Origin of the sequence: Streptomyces sp. NPDC050759 (assembly GCF_044456945.1) — a bacterium.
GTDB lineage: Bacteria > Actinomycetota > Actinomycetes > Streptomycetales > Streptomycetaceae > Streptomyces.
Window position 1 is genome coordinate 495,533 of the sequence record NZ_JBITGI010000004.1, and the last position, 14,631, is coordinate 510,163.

A 14,631-nucleotide genomic window follows, 5' to 3' on the forward strand; every position below is an offset into this window, starting at 1 on the left:
GTCGCACGCGGCGGCGCACCTTAGGGTGGCCCGACGCAGATGAGGCACCTGTTCATCCGGTGGCGCGGCCGGTCAACACCGCGCAGAAGACCGAGCACGTGGAGCGTGCCCTTCATGTCCGCCGACATCGACTTCGATCACCACTCCGACGAGGCCAACGCCGATCCGGTCGCCTACTACGCGCGTTTTCGCGAGTCCTGCCCGGTAGGCCGCACCACCGCCCACGGCGGCTTCACCTATACGACGCGGTATGCCGACGTGGCCCGCATCGCCCGCGACGACGCCACGTTCTCCTCGGCCCGCAGCGACCACGGCGGCCAGGGGGTCGGCATCGTCATCCCCAAGGGACCGGGCCTCGATCAGTACCCGATCGAGCTCGACCCCCCGCGGTCGACCGACTACCGCCAACTGATCAACCCGCTGCTCACCCCGGAGGCGATCGAGCGGCTGGTGCCCATGATCGAGCGGCACGCCGCCCGCGTCGTGGACGACTTCGTCGAGCTCGGCTCCTGCGACTTCGTCCGTGACCTCACCAACCCGCTGCCGGCCGCGGTGACCTTGGACTGGCTGGGTTTCCCCGAGGAGGACTGGGCGAAGCTGGCCGGTCCGATCCACGACATCTTCGCCGCACCGGCCGCCAGCGAGCGCGCCGTGCGCGGGGCCGCCGGACTGGCCTACATGGACCAGCGCATCCGCGAGCTGATCGCCGAGCGCCGGTCGGCACCACGGGCCGACGCGGTCAGCGCACTGGTGGCCGGCCGGCGCGGTGACGGCAGCGAGTTCGGCGAGGACGAGCTGGTCTCGGTGATCGGCCTGCTCATCGCCGGCGGCGTCGACACCACCACCTCCCTGACCGGATCGACGCTCGTCCACCTCGCTCGCCACCCCGACCAGCGCCAGAAGCTGATCCACTCCCCCGATCTGCTGGACTCCGCGACCGAGGAGTTCCTCCGCGCGTTCGCCCCGTCACAGTCGATGGCGCGCACGGTCACCCAGGACGCCGAGGTCGGCGGCTGCCCGATGCACCAGGGCGACCGGGTACTGATCCCGTGGGTCGCCGCGAACCACGATCCCGCGGTGTTCCCCGACCCCGAACAGGTGCGGCTGGACCGCGACGCCAGCAGGCATCTCAGCTTCGGGATCGGCTCGCACCGGTGCGCCGGCGCGCATCTCGCCCGGGCCATGTTCCGCGCGATGATGACGCAGGTGCTGACCCGGCTGCCCGACTACCGGGTGATCGAGGAGGGCCTCGTCGCCTACCCGACGCGTGGCAACCAGTCCGGCTGGGACGCGGTCCCGGCGGTCTTCACCCCCGGCCCCCGGGCCGGTGCGGCGGCAGGCTCGGTCCGCGTCCTGACCACGCCCACACAGTTGCGGGTGACGGCGGTGCGCGCGGCGGCGCAGGACGTCCTCGCCGTCGACCTCGCCCTGCCGGACGGAGGCGACCTCCCCGCCTGGCGGCCCGGCGCGCACATCGAGCTGCGTCTGCCCTCGGGCAGGCTGCGTCAGTACTCGCTGTGCGGTGACCCCGCCGACGCCGGCACGTGGCGCATCGGTGTCCTGCGCGAGTCCCGGGGCCGGGGCGGATCGGCCGAACTCCACGAACTGACCCGCCCCGGGGCGCTGTTCGCGGTCCGCGGGCCCCGCAACCACTTCCCGCTCACGCCGGCGCCGTCGTACCTGTTCCTCGCCGGCGGCATCGGCGTCACCCCGATCCTCGCCATGGTCCGGGCGGCGGCGGGGCGCGGCACGCCGTTCACCGTCGTGTACGGCGGACGCACCCGGTCGACGATGGCGTTCGCGGACGAACTCGCCGCCGTCGCCGGCGACGCGCTCACCCTGCTCCCGCAGGACGAGGCCGGACTGCCGGACCTGCCCCGGCTGCTGGGCGGGCTGGACGCGGACACCGCCGTCCACGCGTGCGGGCCGGCACCGATGCTGGCGGCCGTCGAGGCCGAGTGCGCCCGCCTGGGCCTCAGCGACCGGCTGCACCTGGAGCGCTTCACCGCCGGCGACGACCTCGAGACGGCGTACGACGCCGCGGAGAACCGGGACTTCGACGTCCAGCTCGCGCGCACGGGAGGCACGCTCACCGTGCCGGCCGACCGCCGCCTCATCGAGGTACTGCGCGACGCGGTACCCGGCCTGTCCTACGACTGCGAGAAGGGATACTGCGGCGCCTGCGAGACCCGTGTGCTCGGCGGGACTCCGGAGCACCGGGACTCCGTGCTCAGCGAGGAGGAACGCCTTGCCGGGCGCACGATGATGATCTGCGTGGGCCGATGCCGGGGCGACCGCCTCGTCCTCGACCTCTGAGCCGTCCTCGGCCGACGCGCCCTCCCCCGGCCCGAGGACGGCTGCCGTACGGGGCCGACAGCGAACGCGATGTCCGCTGTCGGCCCCGCGCGCTGCCCGGGTCCGCGCGGCCCGCCTTCGCGCAATACGCGAGATGCCATGTTGGAATACGAGACAGCGTTACGGCACGGACCCTCCCCGGAAACACCGGGGCAACGGGACGTTCCTAGCGTCGGGCCAGCCCTTCCCCTTCATGAAAGGTCGGCCATGACTGCGATCGACTCGCCCCTCCTCGACGTCGCCGCGACCGGATTCCCGATCCTCCAGCCCGGCCACGGTGCGATCGCGTCGACGACCTACGTCCCGTCAACGCCCGCGAACACCCTGTGGGGCCGTCTGCCCTGCGAGGCGGACGCGCCGTGCGCGGTCGTCCGACCGGGCTCCGTCGTCACGGTCGACACGCTCAGCCACGAGGGAGTTCTCGAGGACCAGGGCCGCGACCCCGCCCGGTTCTTCGGCCGTTACGGCGTCGGCGGCGGCCATGTGCTCGACGACGCCCAGCAGGTGGCGGACTCCGGTATGCCGCACGACTTCGACGACGACGGGCCGCACCTCGTCACCGGGCCGATCGCCGTGGCCGGCGCCCGGCCCGGCGATCTGCTCGCCATCACCGTCCTCGGCCTCGCCCCGCGCGTTCCGTACGGCCTGGTCTCCGCACGCCACGGCTTCGGCGCGCTCCCCGGTGAGATGCCGTCGCTGCCCGGTCCCTCGTTCACCTTCGCCACGGCACACGCGGATCGCGACGGCGCGTGGGGCCGGATGGCGGTGGATCCGACGGACCCCTCCCACGGTGCGCTGCGCTTCCCGCTGCGGCCGTTCCTCGGCGTGATGGGCGTGGCGGTGCCCGGGGACGTCCGGCCGCACTCGGTGCCGCCGGGGCGCCACGGGGGCAACATCGACATCTCCCTGCTCGGCGAGGGCGCCACGCTGTTCCTCCCGGTGCAGGTCGACGACGCGCTGGTCTACTTCGGCGACCCCCACTTCGCCCAGGGCGACGGCGAGGTCGCCCTCACCGCGTTCGAGGCATCGTTGCGCGCCACCGTGAAGCTCGAGGTGGTGCCGGGCGGTGCGGCCCTGCGGCCCGGCCACGGCCGCGTCGCCCCGTTCGCCGAGACGGCCGAGCATCTGGTGCCGATCGGGCTGGACAGGGACCTCGACGAGGCGATGCGCGACTGCGTGCGCTGCGCGCTGGACCTGCTCGCGACGGACTACGGCATCGACCGTCATCTGGCGATGGCGTATCTCAGCGCGGCAGGCGACTTCGCGGTCTCCCAGGTCGTGGACGACGTGAAGGGCGTCCACGCGAAGATCCGCAAGTCCGACTTCCGCGAGGTCCGCCGACCGCACTGACCGGCGAACGCGCGACGGGATCAGGTCCAGGAAGAGAGCGCTCCGAGCCACACACAGGCGGCGACCGCGGTCAGGATCTGGGCACAGGCCGGGCTCATGGACCGCAGTATCGCCTCGGATCCGCCCCGCTCCCGACCGCCCGACGCGGCACCGCACGCACCGGCCAGCGCCGCCAGCGCGACCGAACGCTCCGAGGAACCGGCCGCACTCCCGAGAGACCGGACCGCGGCATCCCGCCTCTCCCCGTCCAGGACGTCGTAGCGGCGAGCCAACCCGGTCGGCAACGGCAACCGTGTCGGCGTACGAACGAGGACACCCTCAGCGATCATGCCGGCCGACAGACGCTTGTGTGCGCCGACGCTCAGGGCCCTGACCCACTCGGATGCCGTGCGCGGATTGCGGGACGACCGGATCCGCACGAGAACCTCGCCGAGCGCGCGGTTCTGCGGCTGCGCACCATGGGCGGCGACGAGGTATCCGTCCACGGTGTGGAGGAAGCCGTCCAGAGCGAGTTCCATCAGCATCGCGCCGCTCAGGCCGAAGCCGAGGCCGGTGCCATAGCCGGGAACACGCCCTTGCCGGTCCAGATACACAGCCAGCATGAAGTCTCCGCAGAGGCTGGAGGTGGCATCGGTCTTCATCCCGGTCTCCCCAATACGGCACTACGGCATCAGCACTATGGCGGGCCCGGACACCCTGCGTCAATGCAAGATATCGTCCCGGCATACGGAACGCGGCCCTTCATCGCGTCAGGCTCCCAGATCGATATTTCAGCGGTATGTCATGACCCGAGAGGCCAGCGCCCGCTTCGCAACCGCCGTCCCCGACTTCAGCGCGGCCACCGGGTCGGCGGCCTCGTCCAGTTCGATCAGGACCGTGCCCGCGCCGGGCGTACCGGACATCGCGTCCGCCCAGCCCTCCCAGTCGACGATCCCCGTGCCGAGCTCCGTCATGTATGGCTGCTGCTGGGAGTACACGGTGTCGTCGATCGTGAGGTGGACGTCGATCGGGGCGACCGCGTCCTTCCAGTGGGCCAGGGCCGTGCGCGGTGTGTGGCGGCGGGCCACCGCGACGGGGTCGCCGCCGCCGAGGGCGATGTGGCAGGAGTCGGGGCACAGCCAGACATAGCGCGGGTCGGTCAGGGCCATGAACAGGTCGATGTCCCGCTCGTACCAGAGGGTGCTGTGGGACTCGGTGTGGAAGGCCAGCCGCACCCCGTACCGGGACACCGCCTCGCCCACCGCGTGCGCGATGTCGGCCATGCGGTTCATGTAGGCGGCGTCGACGAAGAAGGGCGGGCGGGTGCCGTACGTCGCCCTCATCGGCAGTCCGGCGACGAGGACCTCGGCGCCCACCTCGGCGAGGAAGGCGGCGCGGCGCTCGGCGTCGGCGACGATCGCGGGGAGGTTGTCGCCGTGCCGCCAGTCGGGGGCGTCACTGTCGGCGACGAAGGCGCTGACGACGGCCAGGCCCCGGCCGGCCAGTTCCCGGCGGAACGCCTCCGCGCTGCCGTAGGCGCTCAGAACCGAGTTGATGTCGCCGGGCGCGAACGTCAGCTCGATGCCGGTGACCTCGGTCTCGGCGAGCGCGTCCAGGACCCGCTGCCAGAAGCGGTCCGGATGATCCGCGGCCCAGTCTCGGACCGCTTGGGCGGAGTCGAGGTCCCAGAATCCGGGGTGGTAGAAGGTGACGACATCCGTCGCGAAACGAGGGCTCATTCCGTTCCCCCGCGCGCGTTGTAGACGACGACCTCGTCGGACTCGTCGACGGCCTTGCGGTAGTCGCGGAACACCGCGAGCGCCTCGTCCCTCAGGACGTCTCCGACGACCTCGATGCCGCGTGCCTCGAACTGCTCGGCCCAGTCGGAGCCGAGCGGGCCCTCGTCGAACGTGGTGATCTCCTCCAGTTCCGGGCCCTCACCCGCGACCACCAGGCCGCGTACCCCGGACCACATCGTGGCGCCGTAACACTGCACGCACGGGCGCCAGTTGACGACGAGTTCGTGAGCCGGCAGGCCCTCGCCGCCGAGGTCCCAGCTGCCGGTCGCCGTCTGGGCGAGGCCGAGTGCGACGACCTCGGCGTGCGCGCTGGAGACTCCGGTGGACAGGACGACGTTCACGCCGACGGAGACGATCCGGCCGGACTCGCGCTCGGCGACCAGCGCGGCGAACGGACCGCCGTTGCCCTCGCGCCAGTTGCGGTCGGCGAGGCGGTGCACGAGACGCATCCGGTCCTCGCGGGAGGGTGCGGTGGCGGGCACGTCGGCGAGTTCGTCGTCGATCCAGGCGGGCAGGGCCACGCGGTATTCCCTGGCGATGTCGATCACGGTTCGGGTTCCTCTCGGTGGTTCAGATGCGTGCGGTGACGGCACGGGCGGCCCGTACCGCGGTGACGGCGCCGGTCAGCGTGACGTTGGCGGCCATCGCCGTGGGCACGACTCCGTTGCCCGCCAGATACAGGTTGTCGAAGCCCCACACCCTGCCGTCCGGGTCGCACACGCCGGTGCCGTCGTCGGTGACGCCTGCCCGGACGGTGCCGGTGAGATGCAGCGACGAGCCCGGCGGCAGCACCGTGGACTCGGTCGCGGGATCGAAGGGGCCGAACTCGGCGGCGACGGAACGGACTTCGTCCAGCGCCCGCCGGATCAGCGCGCGGTCGGCCTCGGAGTAGCCGAACTCGACGCGGATGCGGGGCATGCCGGCCAGGTCGGTCTCGCTCGCCGAGAACACGAGCCGGTTCTGCGGGCGCGACTCGACGGGGACGTACAGCGACAGACCGACGGAGTGTGCGAGGGGCCGGCCGGCCTCGTCGACGTAGGTGCGGTTCATGATCTGGCCGTGGAAGGGCTGGGCGGGTCCGTTGCACGGCAGCCACAGCGAGTCCGTGCTGAACTCGCCGGGGCGCGGCAGCGGCAGGACATCGGGGTCGAGGCCGAACCGGTCGAGGTCGAGCAGGACGCGGGCGGTGACGAAGGCGTGCTCGTTGAGGTGGCGGCCCAGGGCCTCGGGGCGGATGCCGGAGGCGTACAGGAGTTGCGGGGTGCGCAGGGCGTCGGCACACACGACCACGGTGTCGGCGCGGAGTTCGGACTCGGTGCCGTCGGCGACGCGGCGCAGCCGGGCCCCGGTGACCCGGCCGGCGTCCCGGACGAGGGCGGTCACGAGTGTGCCGGTGAGCAGGGTGAAGGCGGGATCGCCGCCTTCCGCGAGGGCGGGGAAGATCGTCCCGGGTGCCGTGCGGGGCATGGGGCCCGACGGTGTCGGGGTGACGGCCATGGGCATGGGCTGCGGGGCCCGGTCGGCCGGCCCTGTGCCGCCGTAGCGTCGGCGCAGGACGTCGAGGACGAGTTCGCCGACCTTGGTCGGGCCGATCGCCGCGGGGGTGACGGCGAGCAGTCGGCGTGCGGTGTCGAGGTCGGTCGCCCAGGCGTCGGGGTCGCCGAAGTCGAAGACCTCGTCCCCGGCGGGCCACGGTGTGGCGGCGGTCCAGTGGACGCCCATGCCGCCCGCGTTCCAGGCGAGCGCGGCCTGCGGCATCGCCTCGGCGTCCTCGCCGAAGGCGAGCGCGTGGAACATGCCGGGGGTGAGGTCGGGGAGGCTGCCCGCGACCTCGCGGACCACCTCCGCTCCCGTGTACATGCCCTGGATGCCGGTGGCGACCTTCTCGTTGTAACGCGACCACAGGTCGGGGTCGTCGAGGTCGTGCAGGTGCCGCCCCGGCGTGCCGCCGATCGGGGTGCCGCCGTCGGCCATGGTGATGTGCAGCGCCGGATCGCTCTCGCGCAGGAGGCGGGCCACGAGGGATCCCATGATGCCGCTGCCCACGATGAGGACGTCGGTGCGGGGGGTGTGGGTCAACTGGGGCTCCGTGTACGTGTGGTGTGGGGGTCAGTCGACCGGGACGAGTGGTCCGAACAGCTCGGTGTCCATGCGGTCCAGGGCGAGTTTCACCGCGCCGATGAGCGGGGCGTCGTGGCCGAGCGCGGTGGCGCGCAGTTCGACCGCGGGGGTGCGTGCGGCCCGCAGCGCGGCCCGCACCCGGGGCAGCAGGACATCGGCCGCGTCCTCCAAGCCGCCGCCGAGGACGATGAGCGAGGGGGCGACCGTCCAGGACAGGGTGGTGAGGATCGACGCGATGTTCTCCACGAACTCGTCGACCTCGGCGAGCGCGGCGGCGTCACCGTGGCGGGCCGCCTCGAACCGGGCCAGGGCGAGGGCGCGTTGGGCGGGCAGCGGTGAGGTCAGGGCGGCGACGGGCCAGTCCTCGACCGAGCCGGCCGGCATCGAGGGTGCCTCGACGATCTCGCCGGCCGCACCGTCGAGTCCGCGGTGCACGGCCCCCCGGATCAGGATGCCGAGGCCCGTCCGGTTCCCGAGCATCGCCCAGACGACGTTGTCGTGGTCGGCGGCCACTCCCCGCCAACGCTCCGCCAGCGCACCGAGGTTGGTGTCGTTGTCGGCGAACCACGGCACCGGGACGCGACGGCCGAGTTCCTCGGGCAGGTGCACGCCCTCCCAGCGGGTGGTGTGCACCAGGCGCCGTACGACTCCTTCGTCGTCGATGGCACCGCCGCCGGCGATGGCCCCGGCGCGCAGCCGGTCCACCGAGCCGCCGGCGTCGTCGAGGGCCTCAAGGACCAGTTCGGCGGCGTCGTCGAGGGTGGTGTGCGGGTCCTTGTAGGCGCGCAGCGGCCGGTGTGCCCGGCCGAGGATGTGGCCGCGGACGTCGGCGACGACGGCCCAGGCATCGACGGTCGTGGTGCGTACAGCCGCCAACAGGGCGTGTTCGGCCCGTAGTTCGTAGCGGCGGGCCGGGCGTCCGGCGCAGCCGCTGTTCGGCACCCGGTCGAGTTCGGCGACCCAGCCCGCCTCGACGAGCGAGTCCAGGATCAGCTCGATCGTGCGACGGGACAGGCCGGTCTGCACGGCGAGTTCCGTGAGCTTCCGTGGGCCGGCCGACACCGCCAACGCCCGTAGGATCACGGAGGTGTTGACCCGTCGTACGGCGCTCTGGTTCATGCCGGCCGTCAGCACGGGTCCCCTCCCGTCACCGGGTCGTACACGCCCCGGGTGTCGGCCGCGAGCGGTTGGCCGTATGCACGGGCCGGGTCGCCGAGCCGCCCGGTCGCTCTCCCCCAGGCCGGGGTCTCGCCGCGGACGAAGCCGACGAGGTCGGTGTGCATCCGGGCGGCCAGCTCCGCGGGCGGGTTCGGGCCGAGCGCCTCGGGGACACCGGGCGCGTCGAGCACGTCGAAGAAGAACGGGAGGTCGACGCAGTGCACGGCGCCGCCGAGGGCCGGGGAGGGCCATTCGAAGGAGTACAGCCAGGTACCGGCGGGGGCCGCGCGGCGGGCGGCCGCGGTGCGGGGGCACGCGGAGCGGAACAGAGTGTCCGTGATCCGGGTGCCGGCCGCGCGCGACCCGCGCTCGCCGTCGCCGTCTCCGTGTCGGTAGCCGTCGAACTCGTCCCCCGTGGCGCCGAGCAGCAGCGGGACGTCCTGTCCGTGCACGGACAGCCCCTCGGCGAGCGGCAGCGGCAGGATGTCGTCGCCGAGGACCGGACCGAGCACGAGCGTGCCGTCGTCCCCGCGCAGGTCCAGCACGCCCCGCTGGACCAACTCCGGTGCGCACCGGGCGAATCCGGCCCGGGTGGGTGGCACGCCCAGGTGTTCGCCGAGCCGTGCGAGGAAGGCGCGGGCCCGGGTCGCTTCCACCTCGAACAGGCCGCCGGAAAGACTGACCGCCCGCTGGAACCGCCCCCGCCCGGTGGGCGACGACAGCAGCGCGAGCACGATCGCTCCCCCGGCCGACTGGCCCGCGACGGTGACCCGGTCCGGGTCGCCCCCGAAGGCGGCGATGTTCTCCCGCACCCAGTCGAGCGCGAGGAGCACGTCCCGCAGCCCGAGGTTGGTGGGGACGTCGTCCAGTACGGCGAACCCGTCGACGCCGAGCCGGTAGCCGACGGTGACGGTGACGACGCCGCCGCGGGCGAAGGCGCGGCCGTCGTACCAGGGACTCGCCGGGCTGCCCGCGAGAAAGCCGCCGCCGTGGATCCACACGAGCACCGGGCAGCCGTCCGCGTCGGGGGCCGTGACGGAGATGTTCAGGATGTCGTCGCCCGGCACCGACGGTTCCGGGATCGTGGTCGTGGCGAACAGCGGCACTCGCTGCGCGGTGGCGCCGGGGCGGGAGGCGTCGTACGGCCGCGTGAAGCCCCCGCGTGGGAGCGGCGCGGCGAACCTCCGTGGGCCGGTGGGCGCTTCGGCGTAGGGGATGCCCAGGAAGAGCCGCACGCCTCGGTGTTGACGGCCGACGACTGTGCCCGCCTCAGTCGGGACGGCGATCGTCGTGCTCATCGCAGCCCCGTTCCCGCGATGCCCTGGACGAAGTACCGCTGAAGGAAGAGGAAGAGCACGAGGACCGGCAGCATCACGACGATCGCTCCGGCGAGCAGCAGGCCGTAGTCGGTGACGTGGGCGGCGGCCTGGCTGGTGGCGGCGAGGCCGACCGGGAGGGTGTAGGTGTCCATGCTCTGGGCGACGACCAGCGGCCAGATGAAGTTGTTCCAGGAGTTGAGGAACGACATGATCGTGATCGTGGCGACGGCGGGACCGGCCAGCGGCAGGAAGATCCTGAAGAAGATCCGGAACTCGCCCGCGCCGTCGATGCGGGCCGCTTCGAGGAGTTCGTCGGGGACCGACAGGGCGTACTGGCGCACGATGAAGACCGACAGGGGAAGCGCCGCGCCGGGCAGGGCGATCCCGGCGAGCGTGTCCGCGAGGCCCAGGTCCACGGTGATCACGAACTGAGTGACGAACACCGCGGTGAACGGCACCATCATCGCCGCCATGACCGCGCCGAACGCGAGCCGTCGGCCTGCGAAGTCGAGTTTGGCGAGGGCGTATCCGGCGGCCGACGCGGCCAGGATGTTCCCGGCCACCACGATCAGCGCGACGACGACGCTGTTGACCAGGAAGCGGCCGAAGCCCTGGGTCTCGAACAGTCGCGTGAAGTTGCCGAAGGTGAGGTGGTGCGGGAGCAGCGCGCCGGGGTCGGAGCGGATCTCGTCGAGGCTGCGCAGCGAGCCGCTCACCCCCCACGCGAAGGGCAGCGTGGTGAGCAGGGCACACAGCACCAGGGCGGCGTACATCACGGGGCGGGCGGCACGGTTCATGTGCGGGACCTCAGCAGCCGGAACTGGACGACGCTCACCACGGTCACCAGCGCGAGCGTCACGAAGGACGCCGCCGAGGACATCCCGAACTGGCCCGCCCCGAACTGGCGGTAGGTGTACAGCGCGACCGACTCGGTGGAGCCGAGCGGGCCGCCGCCGGTGAGGAGGTAGGGCTCGTCGAAGACCTGGAGGTAGAAGACGGTCAGCAGGACGGACACCATGAGCGTGGTGGGCAGCAGCAACGGCAGGGTGATGTGCCGGAGTTGGCGCCACCGGCCGGCCCCGTCCAGGGAGGCGGCCTCGTACACGTCCCGCGGGACGGCCTGGAGACCGGCGAGGAACAGCACCATCGCGATGCCGAAGTTGCGCCAGACGCCGAGCAGGATGACGACCGGCATCGCGAGGTTGGGGTCGTCCAGCCAGTTCGGTCCGGCGAAACCGACCGCGCCGAGCAGTTTGTTGACGGTGCCGTCGACGTGGAAGGCGTACTGCCAGATCAGCGCGACGGCGACGACGTTGGTGACGACGGGCGCGAAGAACACGGTGCGCAGGACACCGCGCAGCCGGCTGATGCCGGAGTTCAGCGCGAGGGCCAGGGCGAAACCGATGCCCATCGTCAGCGGTACGCCCACGGCCACGAAGAGCGCGGTGTTGAGGATGTCCCGTACGAAGGTGTCGTCCTGGAACAGCCGGAGGTAGTTGTCGACGCCGGTGAAGTCGACGGCGAACGGGGTGCGCAGGTCGGCGCCGCGGATGTCGGTGAGGCTCAGGGCGAGCGCGGCGACCGTGGGGATCGCCGTGTAGACCAGGAAGACGAGGCCGAAGGGGGCGAGGAAGAGCCAGGCGACGGCGGTGCGGCGGGCGCGGGACGCCTTGTTTGCCGCCGTCTTCGGTGCGGCCGTTGCCCTCTTGGTGGCCGGTACGAGAGTCGTGGTCATCACTGCGCGCCCGTGCCGACGCTCTCGGCGTAGGCCTGGATGTTCGCGGCCGCCTTCGCCGCGGTCTGCTTGCCCTTGGCGACGGCCTCCACCTCCTTGCCCAGCCGGGTCGCGACCTGCTGCCACGTGCTGACCTGCGGGAAGGCGCGGGTGTTCTTGAGCTGGGTGAAGAAGGCTGCCAGCAGCGGCTGGCCCTTGATAGCCGGGTCGTCCCAGGCGGAGATGACGGCCGGCAGCGAGCCGTACGCCTTGTACTGCGCGACCTGCGTGCTGGGCTCGGCCAGATGCCGGACGAGCTTCCAGGCGGCGTCGGTGTTGCCGCCGTCGGCGAGGACGCCCCAGGTGCCGCCCGCGGAGAAGGAGACGCTGCTCGACGCTCCGGCGGGCAGGGGGGCGGTGGCGACGTGGGAGGCCGTCCAGCCGCTCTTCTTGGCGGCGGTGTCGAGCTGGCCTATGACCCACGGTCCGGTGATCATGCTCGCCGTCTTGCCGGAGACGAAGTACGGCTGGGCGTCGAGGAAGGTCGGCCCGCTGGGGTCGGCGGTCCCGGCGGTGAAGAAGGACGCGTTGTAGTCGAGGGCGTCGACCATCTGGGGCGTGTTCAGGTTCCACTTGCCGCCGGAGGTGACGAGGGAGGCTCCGGCCTGCCAGGCGTACATGGCGACGTCCTGGCCGTTGAAGATGTCCCACCCGATGTCGGCCCCGAGCGCGTGGGCGGCGCCGGCGCCCTGAAGGGCCTTGAGGAAAGGCTCCATGCCGGCCCAGGTGGTCGGCGCCTGAACGCCCGCCTTCTTGGCCAGATCTGATCGGTAGACGAGCGCGTACGTGTACGCGTACCAGGGGACCGTGTAGGCCACGTCGTCCACGACGCCGGCGTCCCAGAGGCTCTTGAAGAAGCTGCCCGGATTCACCAGGCCGTCCGGCACGGGCCGCAGGGTCGACGAGTCGAGGAACTGCGCCTGCGACTCGGGGAAGAACTGGGCGACGTCCGGTCCCTTGCCCGCCGCGATCGCCGCCTGGAGCTTGGTGTAGTACTCCGCGTTCGGGATCAGCGTGGTCTTCACGACCAGGTCGGGGTTGGCGGCCTTGAACGGCTTGACGACCGTGCCGAGCACGTCGGCGTCGCCCTGGGCGGCCCAGACGTTCACGGTGCCGGTGGCCGGGGACGCGTCGACCTTCTTGGCGCCGGAAGCGGCGGCCGCGTCGTCTTCGCGCCCGCAGCCGGCCAGGGGAAGTGCGGCGCCGAGGGCCATTCCGGCGGTCAGGCGCAGGGCGGTGCGACGGGAGAGGTTGGGCACGGGGACTCCTGTGACACGAGATTCCTCACGAGTACTGAGGGCGGTGGCGTGGTGTGTCCCGACGCTATGAACCGCGTGTTTCGGCCACGTGGCGGTCCTCGCCCCGAATAATTTCGGAACTTGTAGCGAAATCGGTGGGGCGAGGGCCCGGTGCGCATCCCGCGCACCGGGCCCTCGTCTTCCGGGGTGTTCCGCTACTTGCGGCCGCCGTCGCTCGTGAACTGCTCGAAGGTGTGGCTGAAGGCCCACGTGTCCTGGGCGATGCCGGAGCAGGAGTCGGAGCCGCCGGTGCCGGGGCAGCCGCCGTTGTCGCGCTGGAGCGCCCAGAAGGAGAGGCTGTTGATCTTCTTGGCCTCGGCCCACTGCTCCACCGCGACCGCGTTCTCGACGGTGAAGGTCTCCGCGGGGCCGTAGTCGTCGATGCCGGGCATCTCGATGACCCCGATCATGCTCCACAGCTTCGCGGAGCTCTTGTGCGGGTAGAGCGCGGCGAGCTGGCCGTGCAGCCCCTCGGCGGCCGTCCGGGTGTCGGCCGCCATGTCGTGCGTGGCACCGTCGTAGTAGTCGAACGTCATGAGGTTGACGACATCCACGCGTGCGCCGTTGTCGACGGCGTTCTGGAGCACGGCAAGGCCGTTGGCGGCGAGGCCGGCCGTGGAGGTCGGGAGCGTGTAGGAGAACTGCACGGTGCGGCCGGTGCGTTCGGCCCAGCGCTGGACCTGGGCGATCGCCTTGTTGCGGCGGTCGATCCCGGCGGCGTTGTTGATCGAGTCGCCCTCGACATCGAGGTCGATGCGGCTGATGCCGTACGTCGTGACGAGGCTCTTGAACACGTCGGCGATGGCGTCGACGCTGGTGCAGCTGTCGGCCAGTTCGGTGCCGGTCGTGTCCGCGGACCAGCCGCCGAACGAGGGGATGACGTCGCCGCCGCGCGCCTGGATGGTGGCGATGTCACGGCCGAAGGACGCCTTCGAGATCGGCTGACCCGTCGCGCCGTTCCAGTAGGCGGTGCACGAACCGGCCGTGGCCGTCTGGAGGAAGGCCAGCGTGAGGTACTTGTTTCCGGAGGCCGCGGCGAGTGCGGCCGGGCTCTGGCCGGTCCACGACTCGAAGTAGGGCGCCGCCACCTGGGCGGGCAGGGGCTTGCCGAAGGCCGAGGGCAAGGGCGAGGAGGGCGCCGCGAGTGCGCCCCCTCCCCCGAGTCCGACGAGCCCGGCGGACAGAGCGCTCACACTCAGACAGGACAGCAACGCACGAAGGTGACCAGGTCGTCTCACTGACGCTCCCAGGGGAAAGGGCATGCGGGGACAGCGGAATGGGGGAACCGCGGGGAAGAAGAACCGTGCCCATAATTGGACTAGACCACCTGACTGTCAAGGCTCTTTACAGTTAGATGGTCTAGTCCATTCCGGCAGGATGTCCGGCCTTCCTCTTCCATGAGACGGAAGCGGTGTTGCCGTGCCCCTGCGGGCGGTCTACGAGACGGTCCCCAAGCCGCAGGGCCGGCTGCGCCGCCC

12 protein-coding genes are annotated in these 14,631 nt (G+C 71.8%); 2 read left to right on the forward strand and 10 right to left on the reverse strand.

The window, feature by feature from the left end; genetic code table 11:
- The first annotated feature begins 114 nt into the window (after window positions 1–114).
- The gene (locus tag ACIBJB_RS15795) at window positions 115–2,316 is read left to right on the forward strand and encodes a cytochrome P450 (protein WP_398930709.1); all 2,202 of its coding nucleotides are present in this window, start codon (window positions 115–117) and stop codon (window positions 2,314–2,316) included.
- 246 nt (window positions 2,317–2,562) lie between these two features.
- Window positions 2,563–3,705, forward strand: coding sequence for an acetamidase/formamidase family protein (locus ACIBJB_RS15800; protein ID WP_398930711.1), 1,143 nt, complete (start codon window positions 2,563–2,565; stop codon window positions 3,703–3,705).
- A 20-nt stretch (window positions 3,706–3,725) separates the two neighbouring features.
- Here ACIBJB_RS15800 and ACIBJB_RS15805 read toward each other — a convergent pair whose 3' ends face one another.
- From ACIBJB_RS15805 to ACIBJB_RS15850, 10 genes are all read right to left on the reverse strand, one after another.
- Window positions 3,726–4,346, reverse strand: coding sequence for a GPP34 family phosphoprotein (locus tag ACIBJB_RS15805; protein ID WP_398930713.1), 621 nt, complete (start codon window positions 4,344–4,346; stop codon window positions 3,726–3,728).
- A 129-nt stretch (window positions 4,347–4,475) separates the two neighbouring features.
- Window positions 4,476–5,423, reverse strand: a complete 948-nt coding sequence (locus ACIBJB_RS15810) for a sugar phosphate isomerase/epimerase family protein (RefSeq protein WP_398930715.1) — start codon at window positions 5,421–5,423, stop codon at window positions 4,476–4,478.
- Entirely contained in the window at window positions 5,420–6,031 is a 612-nt protein-coding gene (locus ACIBJB_RS15815; protein WP_398930717.1) for a nucleoside deaminase, read from the reverse strand. Before ACIBJB_RS15815 ends, ACIBJB_RS15810 begins: the two co-directional genes overlap by 4 nt.
- Window positions 6,032–6,053: 22 nt before the next feature.
- Entirely contained in the window at window positions 6,054–7,562 is a 1,509-nt protein-coding gene (locus ACIBJB_RS15820; protein WP_398930719.1) for a GMC oxidoreductase, read from the reverse strand.
- Window positions 7,563–7,592: 30 nt separating this feature from the next.
- Entirely contained in the window at window positions 7,593–8,738 is a 1,146-nt protein-coding gene (locus tag ACIBJB_RS15825; RefSeq protein WP_398930721.1) for an ROK family protein, read from the reverse strand.
- Window positions 8,732–10,060: a carboxylesterase family protein gene (locus ACIBJB_RS15830; RefSeq protein ID WP_398930723.1), complete on the reverse strand. Its 1,329-nt coding sequence runs from the start codon at window positions 10,058–10,060 to the stop codon at window positions 8,732–8,734. The genes ACIBJB_RS15825 and ACIBJB_RS15830 overlap by 7 nt, the downstream gene beginning before the upstream one ends.
- The gene (locus ACIBJB_RS15835; RefSeq protein WP_398930725.1) at window positions 10,057–10,878 is read right to left on the reverse strand and encodes a carbohydrate ABC transporter permease; all 822 of its coding nucleotides are present in this window, start codon (window positions 10,876–10,878) and stop codon (window positions 10,057–10,059) included. Before ACIBJB_RS15835 ends, ACIBJB_RS15830 begins: the two co-directional genes overlap by 4 nt.
- Window positions 10,875–11,816 carry a carbohydrate ABC transporter permease gene (locus ACIBJB_RS15840; protein ID WP_398930727.1) on the reverse strand — a complete coding sequence of 314 codons (942 nt, stop codon included), beginning with the start codon at window positions 11,814–11,816 and terminating at the stop codon, window positions 10,875–10,877. Before ACIBJB_RS15840 ends, ACIBJB_RS15835 begins: the two co-directional genes overlap by 4 nt.
- On the reverse strand, window positions 11,816–13,114 hold the full coding sequence (locus ACIBJB_RS15845) for an extracellular solute-binding protein (protein ID WP_398930729.1): 1,299 nt from the start codon (window positions 13,112–13,114) through the stop codon (window positions 11,816–11,818). The genes ACIBJB_RS15840 and ACIBJB_RS15845 overlap by 1 nt, the downstream gene beginning before the upstream one ends.
- A 194-nt stretch (window positions 13,115–13,308) precedes the next feature.
- Window positions 13,309–14,346: a chitinase gene (locus ACIBJB_RS15850; RefSeq protein WP_398930731.1), complete on the reverse strand. Its 1,038-nt coding sequence runs from the start codon at window positions 14,344–14,346 to the stop codon at window positions 13,309–13,311.
- Between the last annotated feature and the right edge of the window lie 285 nt (window positions 14,347–14,631).